This is a genomic window from Pseudaminobacter soli (ex Zhang et al. 2022), from assembly GCF_014595955.1.
Lineage (GTDB): Bacteria > Pseudomonadota > Alphaproteobacteria > Rhizobiales > Rhizobiaceae > Kumtagia > Kumtagia pseudosoli.
In genome coordinates this window covers 81,540-94,648 of sequence record NZ_JABVCF010000010.1, presented here as the reverse complement: position 1 = coordinate 94,648, position 13,109 = coordinate 81,540, and the positions used below count along the sequence as shown (strand labels likewise).

Annotated in this window: 12 protein-coding genes; 5 read left to right on the top strand and 7 right to left on the bottom strand. The window is 64.5% G+C overall.

The features are described 5' to 3' along the window. Positions 1 to 174: 174 nt before the first annotated feature. The 3 genes from HUI96_RS18710 to HUI96_RS29475 all read right to left on the bottom strand — a co-directional run bounded on the left by HUI96_RS18710 (position 175) and on the right by HUI96_RS29475 (position 4,493). Positions 175 to 2,058, bottom strand: coding sequence for an ABCB family ABC transporter ATP-binding protein/permease (locus tag HUI96_RS18710; RefSeq protein WP_188256201.1), 1,884 nt, complete (start codon positions 2,056 to 2,058; stop codon positions 175 to 177). A 61-nt stretch (positions 2,059 to 2,119) separates the two neighbouring features. Next, a complete protein-coding gene (locus HUI96_RS18705) occupies positions 2,120 to 2,476 on the bottom strand; it encodes an ArsR/SmtB family transcription factor (RefSeq protein WP_188256200.1) in 357 nt (118 codons plus the stop codon). 154 nt (positions 2,477 to 2,630) lie between these two features. Then, the gene (locus HUI96_RS29475) at positions 2,631 to 4,493 is read right to left on the bottom strand and encodes a LysM peptidoglycan-binding domain-containing protein (RefSeq protein WP_237684220.1); all 1,863 of its coding nucleotides are present in this window, start codon (positions 4,491 to 4,493) and stop codon (positions 2,631 to 2,633) included. A 115-nt stretch (positions 4,494 to 4,608) separates the two neighbouring features. Here HUI96_RS29475 and HUI96_RS18695 point away from each other — a divergent pair, with 115 nt between their 5' ends. The 4 genes from HUI96_RS18695 to pssA all read left to right on the top strand — a co-directional run bounded on the left by HUI96_RS18695 (position 4,609) and on the right by pssA (position 7,974). Then, a complete protein-coding gene (locus tag HUI96_RS18695) occupies positions 4,609 to 5,220 on the top strand; it encodes a TIGR00730 family Rossman fold protein (protein ID WP_188256199.1) in 612 nt (203 codons plus the stop codon). A gap of 66 nt (positions 5,221 to 5,286) precedes the next feature. Beyond that, positions 5,287 to 6,285: a CorA family divalent cation transporter gene (locus tag HUI96_RS18690; RefSeq protein WP_188256198.1), complete on the top strand. Its 999-nt coding sequence runs from the start codon at positions 5,287 to 5,289 to the stop codon at positions 6,283 to 6,285. A 178-nt stretch (positions 6,286 to 6,463) separates the two neighbouring features. Then, positions 6,464 to 7,162 (top strand): phosphatidylserine decarboxylase, encoded by a 699-nt coding sequence (locus HUI96_RS18685; RefSeq protein ID WP_188256197.1) that lies wholly within the window; start codon positions 6,464 to 6,466, stop codon positions 7,160 to 7,162. Beyond that, complete coding sequence (pssA, locus tag HUI96_RS18680; RefSeq protein WP_188256196.1) at positions 7,162 to 7,974, top strand: CDP-diacylglycerol--serine O-phosphatidyltransferase; 813 nt, start codon at positions 7,162 to 7,164, stop codon at positions 7,972 to 7,974. Before HUI96_RS18685 ends, pssA begins: the two co-directional genes overlap by 1 nt. Positions 7,975 to 7,983: 9 nt before the next feature. On the opposite strand, the gene HUI96_RS18675 is transcribed toward pssA, so the two are convergent. From HUI96_RS18675 to HUI96_RS18665, 3 genes are all read right to left on the bottom strand, one after another. After that, positions 7,984 to 10,212 (bottom strand): AMP-binding protein, encoded by a 2,229-nt coding sequence (locus tag HUI96_RS18675; protein ID WP_188256195.1) that lies wholly within the window; start codon positions 10,210 to 10,212, stop codon positions 7,984 to 7,986. Positions 10,213 to 10,524: 312 nt separating this feature from the next. After that, positions 10,525 to 11,412, bottom strand: a complete 888-nt coding sequence (locus tag HUI96_RS18670; RefSeq protein ID WP_188256194.1) for a DMT family transporter — start codon at positions 11,410 to 11,412, stop codon at positions 10,525 to 10,527. Positions 11,413 to 11,537: 125 nt separating this feature from the next. Next, complete coding sequence (locus HUI96_RS18665; RefSeq protein WP_188256193.1) at positions 11,538 to 12,284, bottom strand: SDR family NAD(P)-dependent oxidoreductase; 747 nt, start codon at positions 12,282 to 12,284, stop codon at positions 11,538 to 11,540. Positions 12,285 to 12,471: 187 nt separating this feature from the next. On the opposite strand from HUI96_RS18665, the gene HUI96_RS18660 reads away from it, so the two are divergent. After that, the gene (locus HUI96_RS18660) at positions 12,472 to 12,897 is read left to right on the top strand and encodes a DoxX family membrane protein (RefSeq protein ID WP_188256192.1); all 426 of its coding nucleotides are present in this window, start codon (positions 12,472 to 12,474) and stop codon (positions 12,895 to 12,897) included. 61 nt (positions 12,898 to 12,958) lie between these two features. Here HUI96_RS18660 and HUI96_RS29110 read toward each other — a convergent pair whose 3' ends face one another. Further along, positions 12,959 to 13,102, bottom strand: coding sequence for a hypothetical protein (locus HUI96_RS29110; RefSeq protein ID WP_210320235.1), 144 nt, complete (start codon positions 13,100 to 13,102; stop codon positions 12,959 to 12,961). Positions 13,103 to 13,109 lie beyond the last annotated feature (7 nt).

Sequence of the window (13,109 nt, the reverse complement as noted above, 5' to 3'; positions counted from 1 at the left end):
TGTGTGCTGGCTCGTGCGTAATTTCAGTCCTTAAAAACCGCTTGCTTCGTTAGTTGCCCAGAGAGGCCCGCCACCAAGAATTTGGTTTGGTGAACAAACAGTTCCGCCTCTTCGTTGAAGTTCGTGTTGCGGCCGCTGGGGCGCGGCCGGCACGAAAGCTGACTTCGCCGGAATTCACACCTCCGCCGGGCGGCGGCGCACGATGATGCCCTCGTCGTCGGCTTCCTGAGCCTGGCGCAGCCGCTCTTCCGCTTCGGTGGCTTCGCGCTGGCGCGCCCACATGGAAGCATAGAGGCCGCCCTTGGACAGAAGATCGGCGTGACGGCCGCGCTCGGCGATGCGGCCGTCCTTCAGCACGATGATCTCGTCCGCGCCGATCACGGTCGACAGGCGGTGGGCGATCACGATGGTGGTACGGCCGCGCGAAACGGTGTCGAGTGCCGCCTGGATCTCGCGCTCGGTGTGGGAGTCGAGCGCCGAGGTCGCCTCGTCGAGCATGAGGATGGGCGGTGCCTTGAGAATGGTGCGGGCAATAGCCACCCGCTGTTTCTCGCCGCCCGAGAGCTTCAGCCCGCGCTCCCCGACCATCGTCTTGTACCCGTCCGGCAGCCCCTGGATGAAGCCGCCGATCTGGGCCAGTTCCGCCGCCTCGCGAATGTCGTCCAATGAGGCGTCCACCCGGCCGTAGCGGATGTTGTAGGCGATCGTGTCGTTGAACAGCACGGTGTCCTGCGGCACCATGCCGATCGCGGAGCGCAGGCTCTCCTGCGTCACGTCCCGGATGTCCTGCCCATCGACGAGGATCTGGCCCGATTTGATGTCATAGAAGCGGAAGAGCAGCCGCGAGATCGTCGACTTGCCCGCGCCGGACGGCCCAACGATCGCGACTGTCTTGCCGGCCGGCACTTCGAAGCTGATGCCCTTCAGGATTTCGCGGTTCGATTCGTAGGCGAAATGGACGTCCCGGAACTCGACCTTGCCCTCCGCAACCTTGAGTGGCCGCGCGCCAGGTCGGTCCGAAATCTCGGCAGGAACGTCGAGCAGGTCGAACATTTGCTCGATGTCGGTTAAGCCCTGGCGAATCTCGCGGTAGATGAAGCCGATGAAGTTCAACGGCACCGACAACTGCATCAGCATGGCATTCAGGAAGACAAAGTCGCCGATCGTCTGCGTCCCCGCCTGCACCTCGCGCGCCGACAGAAGCATGACCGCCAGCATGCCGCCGCCGAAGATCACGCCCTGGCCGAAGTTCAGCCACCCCAGCGACGTCCAGGTCTTTGTTGCAGCGACCTCGTAGCGCGCCATCGAGCGATCGAACCGCTCGGCCTCCATGGCCTCGTTGTTGAAGTATTTCACCGTCTCATAGTTGAGGAGCGAGTCGATCGCCTTCGTGTTGGCGTCGGTATCGCTCTCGTTCATCTCGCGCCGGATGGTGATGCGCCAATCGCTCGCCCAGACGGTGAACCAGGTGTAGAGCGCGACGGTGACCGCCACCACAACCACATAGATCCAGCCGTAGGCGACCGCGAAAATGACCGCCGTCAGGGCGAATTCGAGGATCGTCGGCAGCGTATTCAGGACGGTGAAGCGAACGATCGTCTCGATGCCCTTCACGCCGCGCTCGATGATGCGGGACAGGCCGCCGGTCCGCCGCTCCAGGTGGAACCGCAGCGACAGGTCGTGCATGTGCACGAAGGTGCGATAAGCCAGCTTGCGCACCGCATACTGGCCCACCCTGGCGAACAGTGCGTCGCGCAACTGGTTCAGAGCGAGTTGGATGATCCGCACCAGATTGTAGGCGATCACCAAGGCCGCCGGAACGAGCAGCCAGTCCGGCAGCGGTGGAGTCTTGGCGGCGTCGCCGACCAGCGCATCGGTGGCCCATTTGAAGAAATAGGGCACCGCGATCAGCACGAGCTTGGAAACGACGAGATAGACGCTCGCCCAGACCACGCGCATGCGCAGGTCCGGCCGCTCGGCGGGCCACATGTAGGGCTTGAGGTTGAAAAGGGTCTTGAGCGTCGAGCCGGACTCTGCCGAGACGGTTTTTGCTGCCAATTTCTTCATCCTATGGGCCGCCGCGTTCGGTCCCAGCGGACCGTCGCGGGACGTGTTCTACCTACTTTTGCGCCTTTGCGCCCTGCGAGCAGCCGACGACGGTTTCGCCATTCCCGCAGCAAGATGACACGAGTGTGGAAAAACCTTTCGCGACCTCAGCTAGCGCAGCGCGGTCGATTTCATAGATCGATCGCTGGCGGTCCTGCTTCATCGTGACCAGACCGGCTTCGACGAGAACCTTCAGGTGCTGCGACACCGTCGACTGGGCAAGATGAAGCCCTTCGACGACATCCTTGCAACAGCACTCGTTTGCCGCGAGTTGCCTCAGGATCTTCAGCCGCGCCGGATGCGACAGGGCTCCCAGTCGGGATGCCAACTGCTCGCTTCCATGATCAGGCGAATTCCGCTCGTGGTTCATCGCGTATCGGCGATATACGATGAATGCCGATATGGCAATCGGATTATGTGATCACACCCGGGCAGGCCAGGGAGTAGCTCTGCCCAGCTTCGCCTCGTCCAGGAAACGAACGGGCGTCCCAATCCGCCAAACCGAAGCGGGCCGGCCGCTCTGTCTACTGAGCAGTGACCGGAGGCTTCAGCGCCTGTTCGCCAAGCCGCGTCATGTCCGCCTTCTCACCCTGACCGGTTTTCTCGGGCACCTTGAAGACCTGCCCGGGCCAGATCTTGTGCGGATCGTGGATTTGCTCCTGGTTCGCGAGGTAGATCGTTGAATAGCGGACCCCGCGGCCATACACCCGCTTCGAGATGCGCCAGAGCGTGTCGCCACGTCGGATGATCACCGATCCGTCGACGCTCTGCAGCTTCGGCGCATTCGCCGAGGGTGTTCCCGACTGCATGTTCTCCCCGGCTGCGGCAGTCTCGGCCGGTTGCGCGGTAGCTGAGGCGCCCTGCTCGGATGCCGTCTCTTGTGAGTGAGCCGGCGGCTGCGGGTCGGATTGTGTCTGCGCCTCGCCGGCGCCGCTGCCCTTGTTAGGCAACGCCTGCGACCCCACACCGGCGGAGGCGTCGGGCCCAGCTTCGCTACCGCCTGCGGAGGTCGCCGACCCTCCCGCCGCAGCCTGCGTGTCCGTCTGCGACGATCCAGACTCCTGAGAACTCGGCCCGCTTGTCCCAGGCGAGACCGGCTTTGTATCGTTGCCGGGCTCGGACGGAGCAACCGCCGAGATATTTTCACCGGCCTCACGCTCGAACGGCACGGCCGCACGCGCCAGCACCTTCACCCCGTCGGGACCCAGTGCATCGACGCGGATTATATAGTCGCCGACCGGCAGCTCGCGTTCCGTCTCGATGAGGAAGCGGCCAGCCTTCGAGGCCGACGCATCGCCGAGCAGAATCTCGTTGGCATATGCACGGAGGTTCAGGTCGGGCGTCGCCGAACCGGCAACGAAGATCTTGCGGCCCTCGATCTCGACGGCCTCGACCGCCACCTTCGGATCATCGCCTGCCTTGGGCTTGGTCGCGGGACTGGACTTGGCCTCCTCGCCTGCCGATGCAAGCTCCTGGCTTGCGGGTTGCTTCGTCGCGGTCCCGGATTCATTTCCGGCCGTCTGGCCCGCTTCTGAAGGTGCTTGCGCGCCTGAATTCTGTTCGCCGACGGACGGCTTCTCCGGAGCGCTCGCGGCCTCCTGCGGAACCCGATCGCCCTTCTGTGCTGACTGGCCTTCCGCCTGGGCGGGCGCACCGCCCTTTGCCGTCCCTTCGCCGGATCCGACTGCCTGCTGGGCACCAGTTCCCTTAGCAGAGGCGGCGGCTCCGTCGCTGTTGGCGCTGGCTGAGCCGACAGCCGGTTGGGCAGTCTCGGCTGCGGGTTTGCCCTTGGGTTCAGGCACGGTGATCAGTTGGGCGGGCTTGCCGGGCTCCTCCACGAGCGCCAGCACCTGGCCGGCCGGAGTGTCGGGGATCGAGACGACCGCCGTCTCGATCGACATCGCAACCACATTGTCCGCTGTGGTCGAGCGTAGCACGATCGAGTAGTCGCCAGGCTCGAGCGGCTTTTCGAGGACGATCGCGAAATCGCCTTCGGGGCCGGCAGTTGCGCTGCCGATGACGCGGGAGCCGATGATCGCTTCCACCTTGGCATTTGCAGCCGCATGACCGGCGATTACGATCGAGCCACCAGGCTCGACGCGTACGACGTCAAAGGACGGAACTTCCACCTTCGGCTCGCCCGAGGCTTCCGTACCGTGAGTTTTGGCTGGGGACGTCGTCGACGCTTCCGTCCCGGCTGCGCTCGAGGCAGCCGAGTTCTCAGACGGCGGCAATGCAGCTACCTTCGGGGCGTTCGGCGCCGTCGCCTCCACCCCCGGCGGCGAGTTGAGCAAAGGGTCCAACACGCCGGCCAAATAGGCTGTGCCGCCGGCCGCGACCGTTCCCCCTGCGAGGAACAGAATAATCTTGACCGGTGTAATTGCCATCTCGACGTATCCCTTAGTCCACCAACAGCGGTCTAGCGTGTTTTCCCTTGCGCCACAAGGAAATGCCCTTTTGCGCCCTTGACCAAAGGCACTTGTGCACTAAGCAATCAGCGGGATGAATACGATTCGATCCGTCTGCGTCTATTGCGGCTCGTCGCCTGGCCGGAACGAGGCTTACATCAAGGCAGGTCATACTCTTGGCCGCAGCCTTGCCGAGTCCGGGATTCGTCTTGTCTACGGGGGCGGCACCAAGGGAATCATGGGTGCAGTCGCCGAGGGCGCGCTGCGCGCCGGCGGCAAGGTGATGGGCATCATACCGCGATTCCTGCTCAACAAGGAAGCCACAGAAGCCGGGCTGGGCAAGCTCGATGAACTCGTCGTCACCGAGAACATGCATGAGCGAAAGCACATCATGTTCCAGGAGTCGGATGCCTTCGTCGCCCTTCCGGGCGGCATCGGCACCGTCGAAGAGATCATAGAGATCATGACCTGGGGCCAACTCGGCCATCACCGCAAGCCGATCGCCTTCTGCAACGTGGACGGGTTCTGGGACCCGATGCTGACGCTCCTCGACCACATGCGCACCGAGGGCTTCGTCCACACCGGCCATCTCGTGCAGCCGCTGGTCATCGACAAGCCGGAAGCGATCGTTCCTGCCCTGTTGATCGAGGAATCGAACATCGCCGAGCCGGCCAGCGGCGTTCGGTCCGTGATCGACAAGATGTGAGGGCCGCGCCTGACGTTCGGTAAGTTCGTGCTATAAGGGCGCCGCACAGAACGTCCGGGTGGGCAGATGGACTCTCCTGCATCCAACAACACGGCAGTGATCGGCCTGCTGCCGGATTCCCACGGCCTTTTCTTCACCTACCACTTCGACGAGGCGGGCTTCGCGACGGACGACGCGAATACGGCGCGCTGGATATGGCGCAGCTACGACATCGGCGATCTGCGTGCTCGCCACGAGATCTCTGCCGAGCCCGCCATGCCGGCTCCGGTCAAGTCCGCATTCCTGTCCTCGGCCGAGACATGCCACGTCGATCTCGACGAAGGCTGGCTGCACGGCGATCTGCCCGACCTGCGTCACGACGAGTCGGTCGAGACGCGCGGCCTTGCCCACTTCCGCTTCGCGTTCAACGAGCGGATGCTGATCGGCGCGCGCAAGCAGCAACTGCGCTCCGTCTCGCTTGTGCGCGCGATGGTCGAAAGCCGCTCGCGTCCGTTCCGCGCGCCGGCCGAACTGATCTCCGCAATCCTGCTGAAGTCGCTCGACGGACTGGCCGCCGACCTCACGGGCATCAACGAGCAACTCGACGGGGTCGAGGACAGGATCGTCTGCGACGAGTGGCAGCGCGAGCGGCAGCCGCTGGTCGGGATCCGCCGCAAGCTGGTGATGATCCACCGGCGCATCGCGGGCCTCACCAACCTCTTCCGCCATCTCGACCTCGCGCACCGGGACGACCTTTCGCCGGCACTGGCGGAGATGACCGACCGGCTGTCCCACCAGACGATGATGCTCAACCATGACAGCGAGCAGTTGCAGGCGCGTGCCCGGCTCCTCCAGGAGGAAGTGATGGCGAGGCTGACGGCGCAGTCGAACCGGCTGCTTTACCTGCTTTCGGTGCTCACCGCGGTGCTGCTGCCGATGTCGATCATATCGGGCCTGTTCGGAATGAACGTGGGCGGACTACCCTTCATGGGCGACAATGCAGGCTTCTGGACCGTGACGCTACTGTCGGTTCTGGTGGCGGCGACGACGCTCTATTTCGTGCGCCGGCTCGGCTCGGGGTTATAGCAGGGCGAGTGCAGAGGGCTCGCCCCGGCCCATGCTAGGTGTCGCGCATCAGTGCGACGGAGAGGGGGCGGCATGCCTGCCCAAACTTGAGTTCGCTGCCCTGCTATGACGTTATGCTGCGTTGCGGGCGAGGGCGCTTTCTCTTACATAGGCCGCGAGCCCCAACCATCGGTAGCCAATGTCTCTCGTCAGAACGATCCAGAACGCTTTCGTCCCGGTGCACCGGGAGGGGTGGCCGTTTGTTGCGGGATTCGCCGTCCTAGCGTTGTTGCTCGGCCTGGTCTCGGTTCACCTCTTCTGGATCGGGGTGATCCTGACCGGCTGGTGCGCCTTCTTCTTCCGCGATCCGCAGCGCGTGACGCCGACCGACGACAGCCTCGTGGTCAGTCCGGCAGACGGGATCGTTTCGGCTGTTGGCCCGGCTGTTCCTCCCCGTGAACTCGGGCTGGGAAATGCCGAGATGACCCGCATCTCGGTCTTCATGGACGTCTTCTCCTGTCACGTTAACCGCGCCCCCGTGCGCGGCAGGATCAGCAGGATCAGCTATCGTCCCGGCAAGTTCCTCAATGCGGAACTGGACAAGGCGAGTGCCGAGAACGAGCGCAACGGCGTGGTGATCGAGAGCCCGCACGGCAGCGTCGGCACCGTGCAGGTGGCCGGACTGGTGGCACGCCGCATCGTCTGCTGGGTGGGCGAGGGCGACAACATCGGCGCGGGCGAGCGCTTCGGCCTCATCCGCTTCGGCTCCCGCCTCGACGTCTTCCTCCCCGTCACGGCAGCGCCGCGTGTCTTTGTCGGCCAGACGGCGGTCGCCGGTGAAACGGTGCTCGCCGAGTTCGGCGGCGCGCCTGCCAGCCCCTTGGTGAGGGTGTCCTAGTGGCGGGGCTGTTCCAGCGCTTCGAACCGCACGGGCGAGGCGGGCCGCGCATTCGAGAGATACCGCTGCGGCTGGTCATGCCGAACCTGATCACGGTTCTGGCGATCTGCGCCGGCCTCACCGGCGTCCGACTGGCATTCGAGCAGCGCTTCGAGATGGCAGTCGCGATGGTTCTCGTTGCCGCGTTCCTCGACGGCATCGACGGACGTGTCGCCAGGATGCTGAAGGCCACGTCCAGGTTCGGGGCGCAGATGGACTCGCTGGCCGACATCGTCAATTTCGGCGTGGCGCCGGCCCTCGTCCTTTACGCCTACCTACTTAGCGATGTCGGCTCGGTCGGCTGGATCGCGGCGCTACTCTTTGCGATCGCCTGTGGCCTGAGGCTCGCCCGCTTCAACGTGCTCGACGAGGACCTGGCCCGGCCTGCCTGGCAAGGCGAGTATTTCGTCGGCGTACCGGCTCCGGCCGGCGCGGTCGTCGTGCTGCTGCCTGTCTATCTGATCTTCATCGGCGCCTTCGAGCCCAGCCGGACCGCGGCGTTGATCAGCGCGGGCTTCGTGGTCCTGGTCGCCTTTTTGATGGTCAGCCGCCTCCCGGTGTGGTCGGGCAAGCGCCTGAAGGTGCCTGGCGATCACGTGACGCTGATGATCCTGGGCGTAGTGCTGTTTGCCTCGCTGCTGTTCACCTATCCATGGGTGACGATGTCGGCCGGCGTGATCGCCTATCTGATCTTCCTGCCGCTCAGCGCGCGCGCCTATTCCCAACGGGCGGACCGGGAGGAAGCGGAAGCAAAGCGTCGCTCAGAAGCTTAGGCGTGGCCCTCACGCCGCGGTGGCGTGGCCGAGGCGGTCGATCGCGATCTGGCGGGTGGCGGCATAGTCCGTCTTGCCGGTCGCATGGATCGGGATTTCCTCGATCTTCACGATGTCCTGCGGAATGGCCAGTTCGGTCATCCCGGCCTCCTTGCCGCGTCGGCGAAGTTCGTTTGCATCGGCCTGTTCAGCAGTCGTGACCAGCACGATCCGCTCGCCGCGGCGTCGGTCCGGAACCGCGACGATGGCGTGTTTGTCCTCGGGCCAGAGCGCGTGGACGAGCATCTCGATGGCGCCCAGCGACACCATCTCGCCGGCGATCTTGGCGAAGCGCTTTGCGCGCCCCTTGATCGTCACAAAACCTTCCCGGTCGAAGGACACGATATCGCCGGTATCGTGCCAGCCCTCCTCGAGGCGCTGGATGACGCCGGGCCGGTCGGCGGACATGTAGCCCATCATCACGTTGGGGCCGGTCACCCAGAGACGCCCGCCTTCATCGATGCCTTCAATAGGTTCGAGCCGTGCGCGAACGCCGGGGAGCAGGCGGCCGACGCTGCCTTCGCGCTCATGGGTCGCCGAATTGAGCGAGAGGACCGGCGCGGCCTCGGTCATGCCATAGCCTTCGAACAGGCGCGTTCCGAAGCGCCCCATCCAGATGCGCCGGGTTTCGGCCAGCAGCGGCTCGGCGCCGGCAACCGCCATCCGCAGGCAGGCGAAATCCTGGTCTCCCGCCGCCTTGGCATAGGCGGAGAGGAACGTGTCGGTGCTGAACAGAACGGTCGGCCGCTTCTTCCCGGCCAACTGGGGTATCAGCTTGAAGTGCAGGGGCGAAGGATAGAGCAGCGTCTTCACTCCTGCGAGAAGGGGGAGGATCAGCCCGCCCAGGAGCCCGAAGGCGTGGAACACCGGAAGCACGTTCATGACAAAATCGCGCGGGCCGATTGCAAGGCGCGCCTCGACCTGCATGGCATTGGTCAAGACGTTCTGGTGTGAAAGCACGACCGCCTTGGGGGCATGTTCCGATCCCGAAGTGAACATGACCAGCGCTGGCGCATCGGCTGCCTGCGGCCCTACGGGACGCCGCCAGAGGAAGAAGGCGGCAAGCTTGTCCAGGCGGCTCGTGCCCTCGCGCAGTTCCTCCAGCCAGAGTATGCGTGCCCCGCCGGCCTTCGCAGCCTCTATGATGTCCGCCAGTCCTGCTTTCTCGACGAACGCATGGGAGGAGACGATCGTCCGTATCATCGCGGTTCGGATGGCCGAGGTCACGTTGGCCGGGCCGGAAGTGTAGTTGATCATGGCGGCGACACGTCCCGCCGAGTGCACTCCGAGCAGCGCGATCGCTATCCCGTTGGAGTTCGGCAGAAGCAGTCCGACCGCTTCGCCGGGTGCCGTGGTTCTCGCAAGCCGGCTGGCAAGTACGCGCGTGGCCATGAGCATGCGCCGATAGCTCAGCGATCCGCTGATGACGTCCTCGACGATCTCCCGGTCGGCTCCGAAGCGTCCCGCCGCCTCGACGATCGCCTGGAAAAGCGTCCTGCCGGCGAGATTTGTGGTGCTCCTGGCCTCCGCCAGACGGTCGAACAGCGCGCCGGAGGCGGTGGGCTGCGCCGCGCCCGCACGGGAAACCAGTTCCGGGATCGTCAGCGGCTCGAGCATCCCGATTCTCAGCCTCGGAAACCAACGTCGGGGAGCAGTCGCCTCGTCGATGCGGGAGAAGGGCAGGTGCCGAGCGCCATCGATGAAGATCGGGACCACCCGGGCCTCGCCCTGCAGGGCAATCCGTGAAACGGCCCGGTAGAGCCGAAAGGAGCGGACATCCGGCTCCACATCCTCCGGCATGTAGACCGCGATGCGCCCCTTGCGCTTGAGCACGCGGACCAGTCGGCGGCTGACGAAAACATGCTCGGTGTTGAACGCGATCGTGCGCGCAAGCTCGCGCCAAGGTTCCAGCCACGCCGACTTCGCCGAGTCCTCGTCCAGTATGTGCAGCGTGTCGTCAGGTAGCAGCGACAGCATCAACGCCGCATCGAGCCGCGACTGATGGCTGATGACATAGACGACCGGCGCTTCGGACTTTCTCGCGATCCGGACCGCACGATCGTCTATTCGATAGAGGAGCTTCAGCGGAAGATAGGACAGCGCCTGCCGGAACGTTATTCCGAGGCGCATCATCAAGGCGGCGCAGGCTGTCGCATAGACCGCCGCGACAGCGCCAATCAGAATCAACGTCAGGACCATGCCGCGCCTCCATCCCGTCGACTGCGACGGCGCGCCTATGCCCAATCGCTGCCGAAGAGGGTAGTTGATCTTCCTCCCGCGTCAATCGCCACGCGCATGTCGGCGCGTCCACGGCAAAGAAAAAAGCCAGCTCGAAAGCTGGCTTTAAAGTGTGACGGGCGAGGGGGGGTGGGCATAGGGGGGTGCCCGTCGTGGGTAAGAACTACGCTCGCGAAAGAAGGTTCCACGCCGACAAAGATTTTTTTGAAATTTTTTCTGCAATCGTTCGGCAAGGCCCGAGAGAGGGAGTGCCGGTCCCTTCCAGCGCCCTTGTCAGCGGCTCGACCGAGGTCGCTCACCCACTATGATGATAAGCCCTGCGAGCATGATCAGCCCGGCTCCGGCATAGACCTCGATCCGCGGGACCTCGCTCCAGATGAGATAGCCGAACACGAATGCCCACACGAGGGAGGTGTATTCGAACGGCGCGATCACGGACGCCTCTGCGCGCTTCATTCCTTCGAAGAGCGCGAATTGCGCCGCTCCACCGATGGCGCCGACGAGCACCATGAGAGCGGCCTGGCCAAGGTTCGGCGTTTCCCATACGAGGAACATCGGCACGGCTGCGGTCACCAGGAAGAAGCAGTTGTTGAGCACGACCTGGATGATTGTGCGTTCCTGGAGCGCCATCTTTCGCATCAGCACGATCGACAGGGCCCAGAACAGCGCCGCCGTGAGAACCAGCACGACAGGCAGTGTGAAGCCCAGATTGCTTGGATCGCAGGCGATGAACACGCCGACGAAGCCAACCAGGGCCGCGGCCCAGCGCAGGAGAGGCACCCGCTCCTTGAGGATCACCACGGACATTATCGTGACGATGACCGGGGCGGCGAAATAGATCGTGGTCATCTCCGCCAACTGCAGGGTCTTCGCTGCGGTGTAGAAGCAGAGCCATGCGCCCAGCATCAGCAGGCTGCGTACGAACATAGGCTTCACGATGGGTGAGCGCGCAGTTTCACGGAAAAGCTTGACCCCGCCAACGGCCCCGCAGCCGGCGAGAATGACGACGCTGCGGAAGAAGAGGATCTGCCAGACCGAAATGCCGGCGACGAGCAGCTTGATCGCCGCATCCTGTCCGGAAAAGAGCATGTAGGCGACGCTCGCCAGCACCATGCCGGCAAAGACGCCGTCGCGGGTAGAGGTGGACACGACCGCAGCCATCAGAATTCCTGGCGATCTGCGCCGATGGCGCGGGAAGGGCGAGCCCTCTTGGCACGGCGTCAGGAAGGGCGGCTATGCCCAGCGCGGGCAAGCGATTGGCTCAGGCGGAAAGGGGAGGCGCCGGCCTATTCGGGCATGCGGTAGTGAAGGAGCCGTCCGTTCGGGACGCTGTAGATCAGCCCTGTCTCGTTGAAGGAGGGGCTGAGCAGCGGAAGCATCTTTGGCGCGACTTCGGAGGGATGCGGCAGGGTCATCGGATCCTCGCCGGGTGCGGCCAGGGCCCGCATTGCGGTCCGCGTACGACCGGGATCGAAGACGTTCACCCGCAGCGCCATGTTCCGGGTCTCGTCCGCCCACGAACGGGCCAGCGCCTCGACGGCTGCCTTCGACGCCGCATAGGGGCCCCAGAAGGCGCGGGCGCTGTGGGCGGCACCGGAAGACATGATCACTGCCCGGCCGGCATCCGAAAGCCTGAGCAACGGGTCGACCGAGCGGATCATCCGCCACGTCGCGTTGACGTTGATGGTCATGACCTTCTCGAAGGTCTTCGCCTCGACATGACCAATCGGCGAGATCGTTCCGAGGATGGCGGCGTTTGCGACCAGTATGTCCAGCTTGCCCCAGCGTTCATGGATGGCTCCGCCGAGCCGGTCGATGCCCGGCATGTCGGCGAGATCCAGGGGGACCAGTGTTGCGCTGCCGCCCGCGGCCTTGATCTCGTCGTCGAGTTCCTCGAGCCCGCCGACCGTACGCGCCACCGCGATCACATGTGCCCCCGCCGCAGCCAGGCTCTTGGCCACGAAATAGCCGATGCCGCGCGACGCTCCTGTGACGAGGGCGATGCGGCCGGAAAGATCGGGGGTGTCGGTCATGCGGATATCCAGTCGTTCGGCTTTTGAAGGCGCCGTCAGATAGGACGAATTCGGCGCCGGCGAAAGCCTTGAACACCCCTTTCGCCTACGGAATCATCGCGCCGGCGCGAATATGTCGCCGCGAGTGTCGGGAGGAGCGGGGGCGGAACGTCCTCGGCCCGAGACTTGATTTTCAGGAGAGGGAAAAGTGGCCAGAACCGTAGCAATCCTCGTCGCCAGGCTCATCTTCGCCGCACTGTTCGCGATGGCGGCCGCATTCAAGTTCGCCGGCATGTCCGACACGACCAGCTACATCGCTGCGGCCGGGTTTCCGTTTCCGCTGCTGCTTGCGTGGCTGGCGGCCTTTTTCGAGCTCGCGCTGGTGGTGGCCTTCCTGACCGGCGTCTTCTTCTCTGAGGCTGCCCTTCTCGCCGGCGTCTATGTGATCTTCCTCGGCTTCGCCTTCCATGGACCTGACCGGTGGGCCGGCAACGAGGCGGAGTTCGGCTTCTTCGTCGACCACTTCACCTTCCTGGCCGGACTGTTATACGCCGCCGTCCACGGCCCGGGGGAGCGGCTCGCGGTCCGCAAGGGATTTTTGTGGCGGCCAGAAGCCCTGCCGAGCAGCGCCTGAGGCGATCAGTGGGCGGACCATTGGTGCGCGAGGGTGTCGCGCAGGATCGATCGGTCTGCCTTCAGCAGTAACCGAAGCCCCGCGCGATGCCGCAAGCCCATTCAGCGAACCCGTCGCCGCTGTTCATCCCTTCTGGCGAAGTAAGATAGAGCGCTGCGGCCGTCGCAATGACGACGGCGAGATAGATCTTGTTCCGCACCGACATGCCAGCC

Coding starts and splice junctions, on each gene's coding strand:
- HUI96_RS18685 (WP_188256197.1), top strand. CDS start 6,464: ATGTCTCTCGTCAGAACGATCCAGAACGCTTTCGTCCCGGTGCACCGG.
- HUI96_RS18675 (WP_188256195.1), bottom strand. CDS start 10,212: ATGGTCCTGACGTTGATTCTGATTGGCGCTGTCGCGGCGGTCTATGCG.
- HUI96_RS29110 (WP_210320235.1), bottom strand. CDS start 13,102: ATGTCGGTGCGGAACAAGATCTATCTCGCCGTCGTCATTGCGACGGCC.
- HUI96_RS18690 (WP_188256198.1), top strand. CDS start 5,287: ATGGACTCTCCTGCATCCAACAACACGGCAGTGATCGGCCTGCTGCCG.
- HUI96_RS18705 (WP_188256200.1), bottom strand. CDS start 2,476: ATGAACCACGAGCGGAATTCGCCTGATCATGGAAGCGAGCAGTTGGCA.
- HUI96_RS18670 (WP_188256194.1), bottom strand. CDS start 11,412: ATGGCTGCGGTCGTGTCCACCTCTACCCGCGACGGCGTCTTTGCCGGC.
- HUI96_RS18695 (WP_188256199.1), top strand. CDS start 4,609: ATGAATACGATTCGATCCGTCTGCGTCTATTGCGGCTCGTCGCCTGGC.
- HUI96_RS29475 (WP_237684220.1), bottom strand. CDS start 4,493: ATGGCAATTACACCGGTCAAGATTATTCTGTTCCTCGCAGGGGGAACG.
- HUI96_RS18665 (WP_188256193.1), bottom strand. CDS start 12,284: ATGACCGACACCCCCGATCTTTCCGGCCGCATCGCCCTCGTCACAGGA.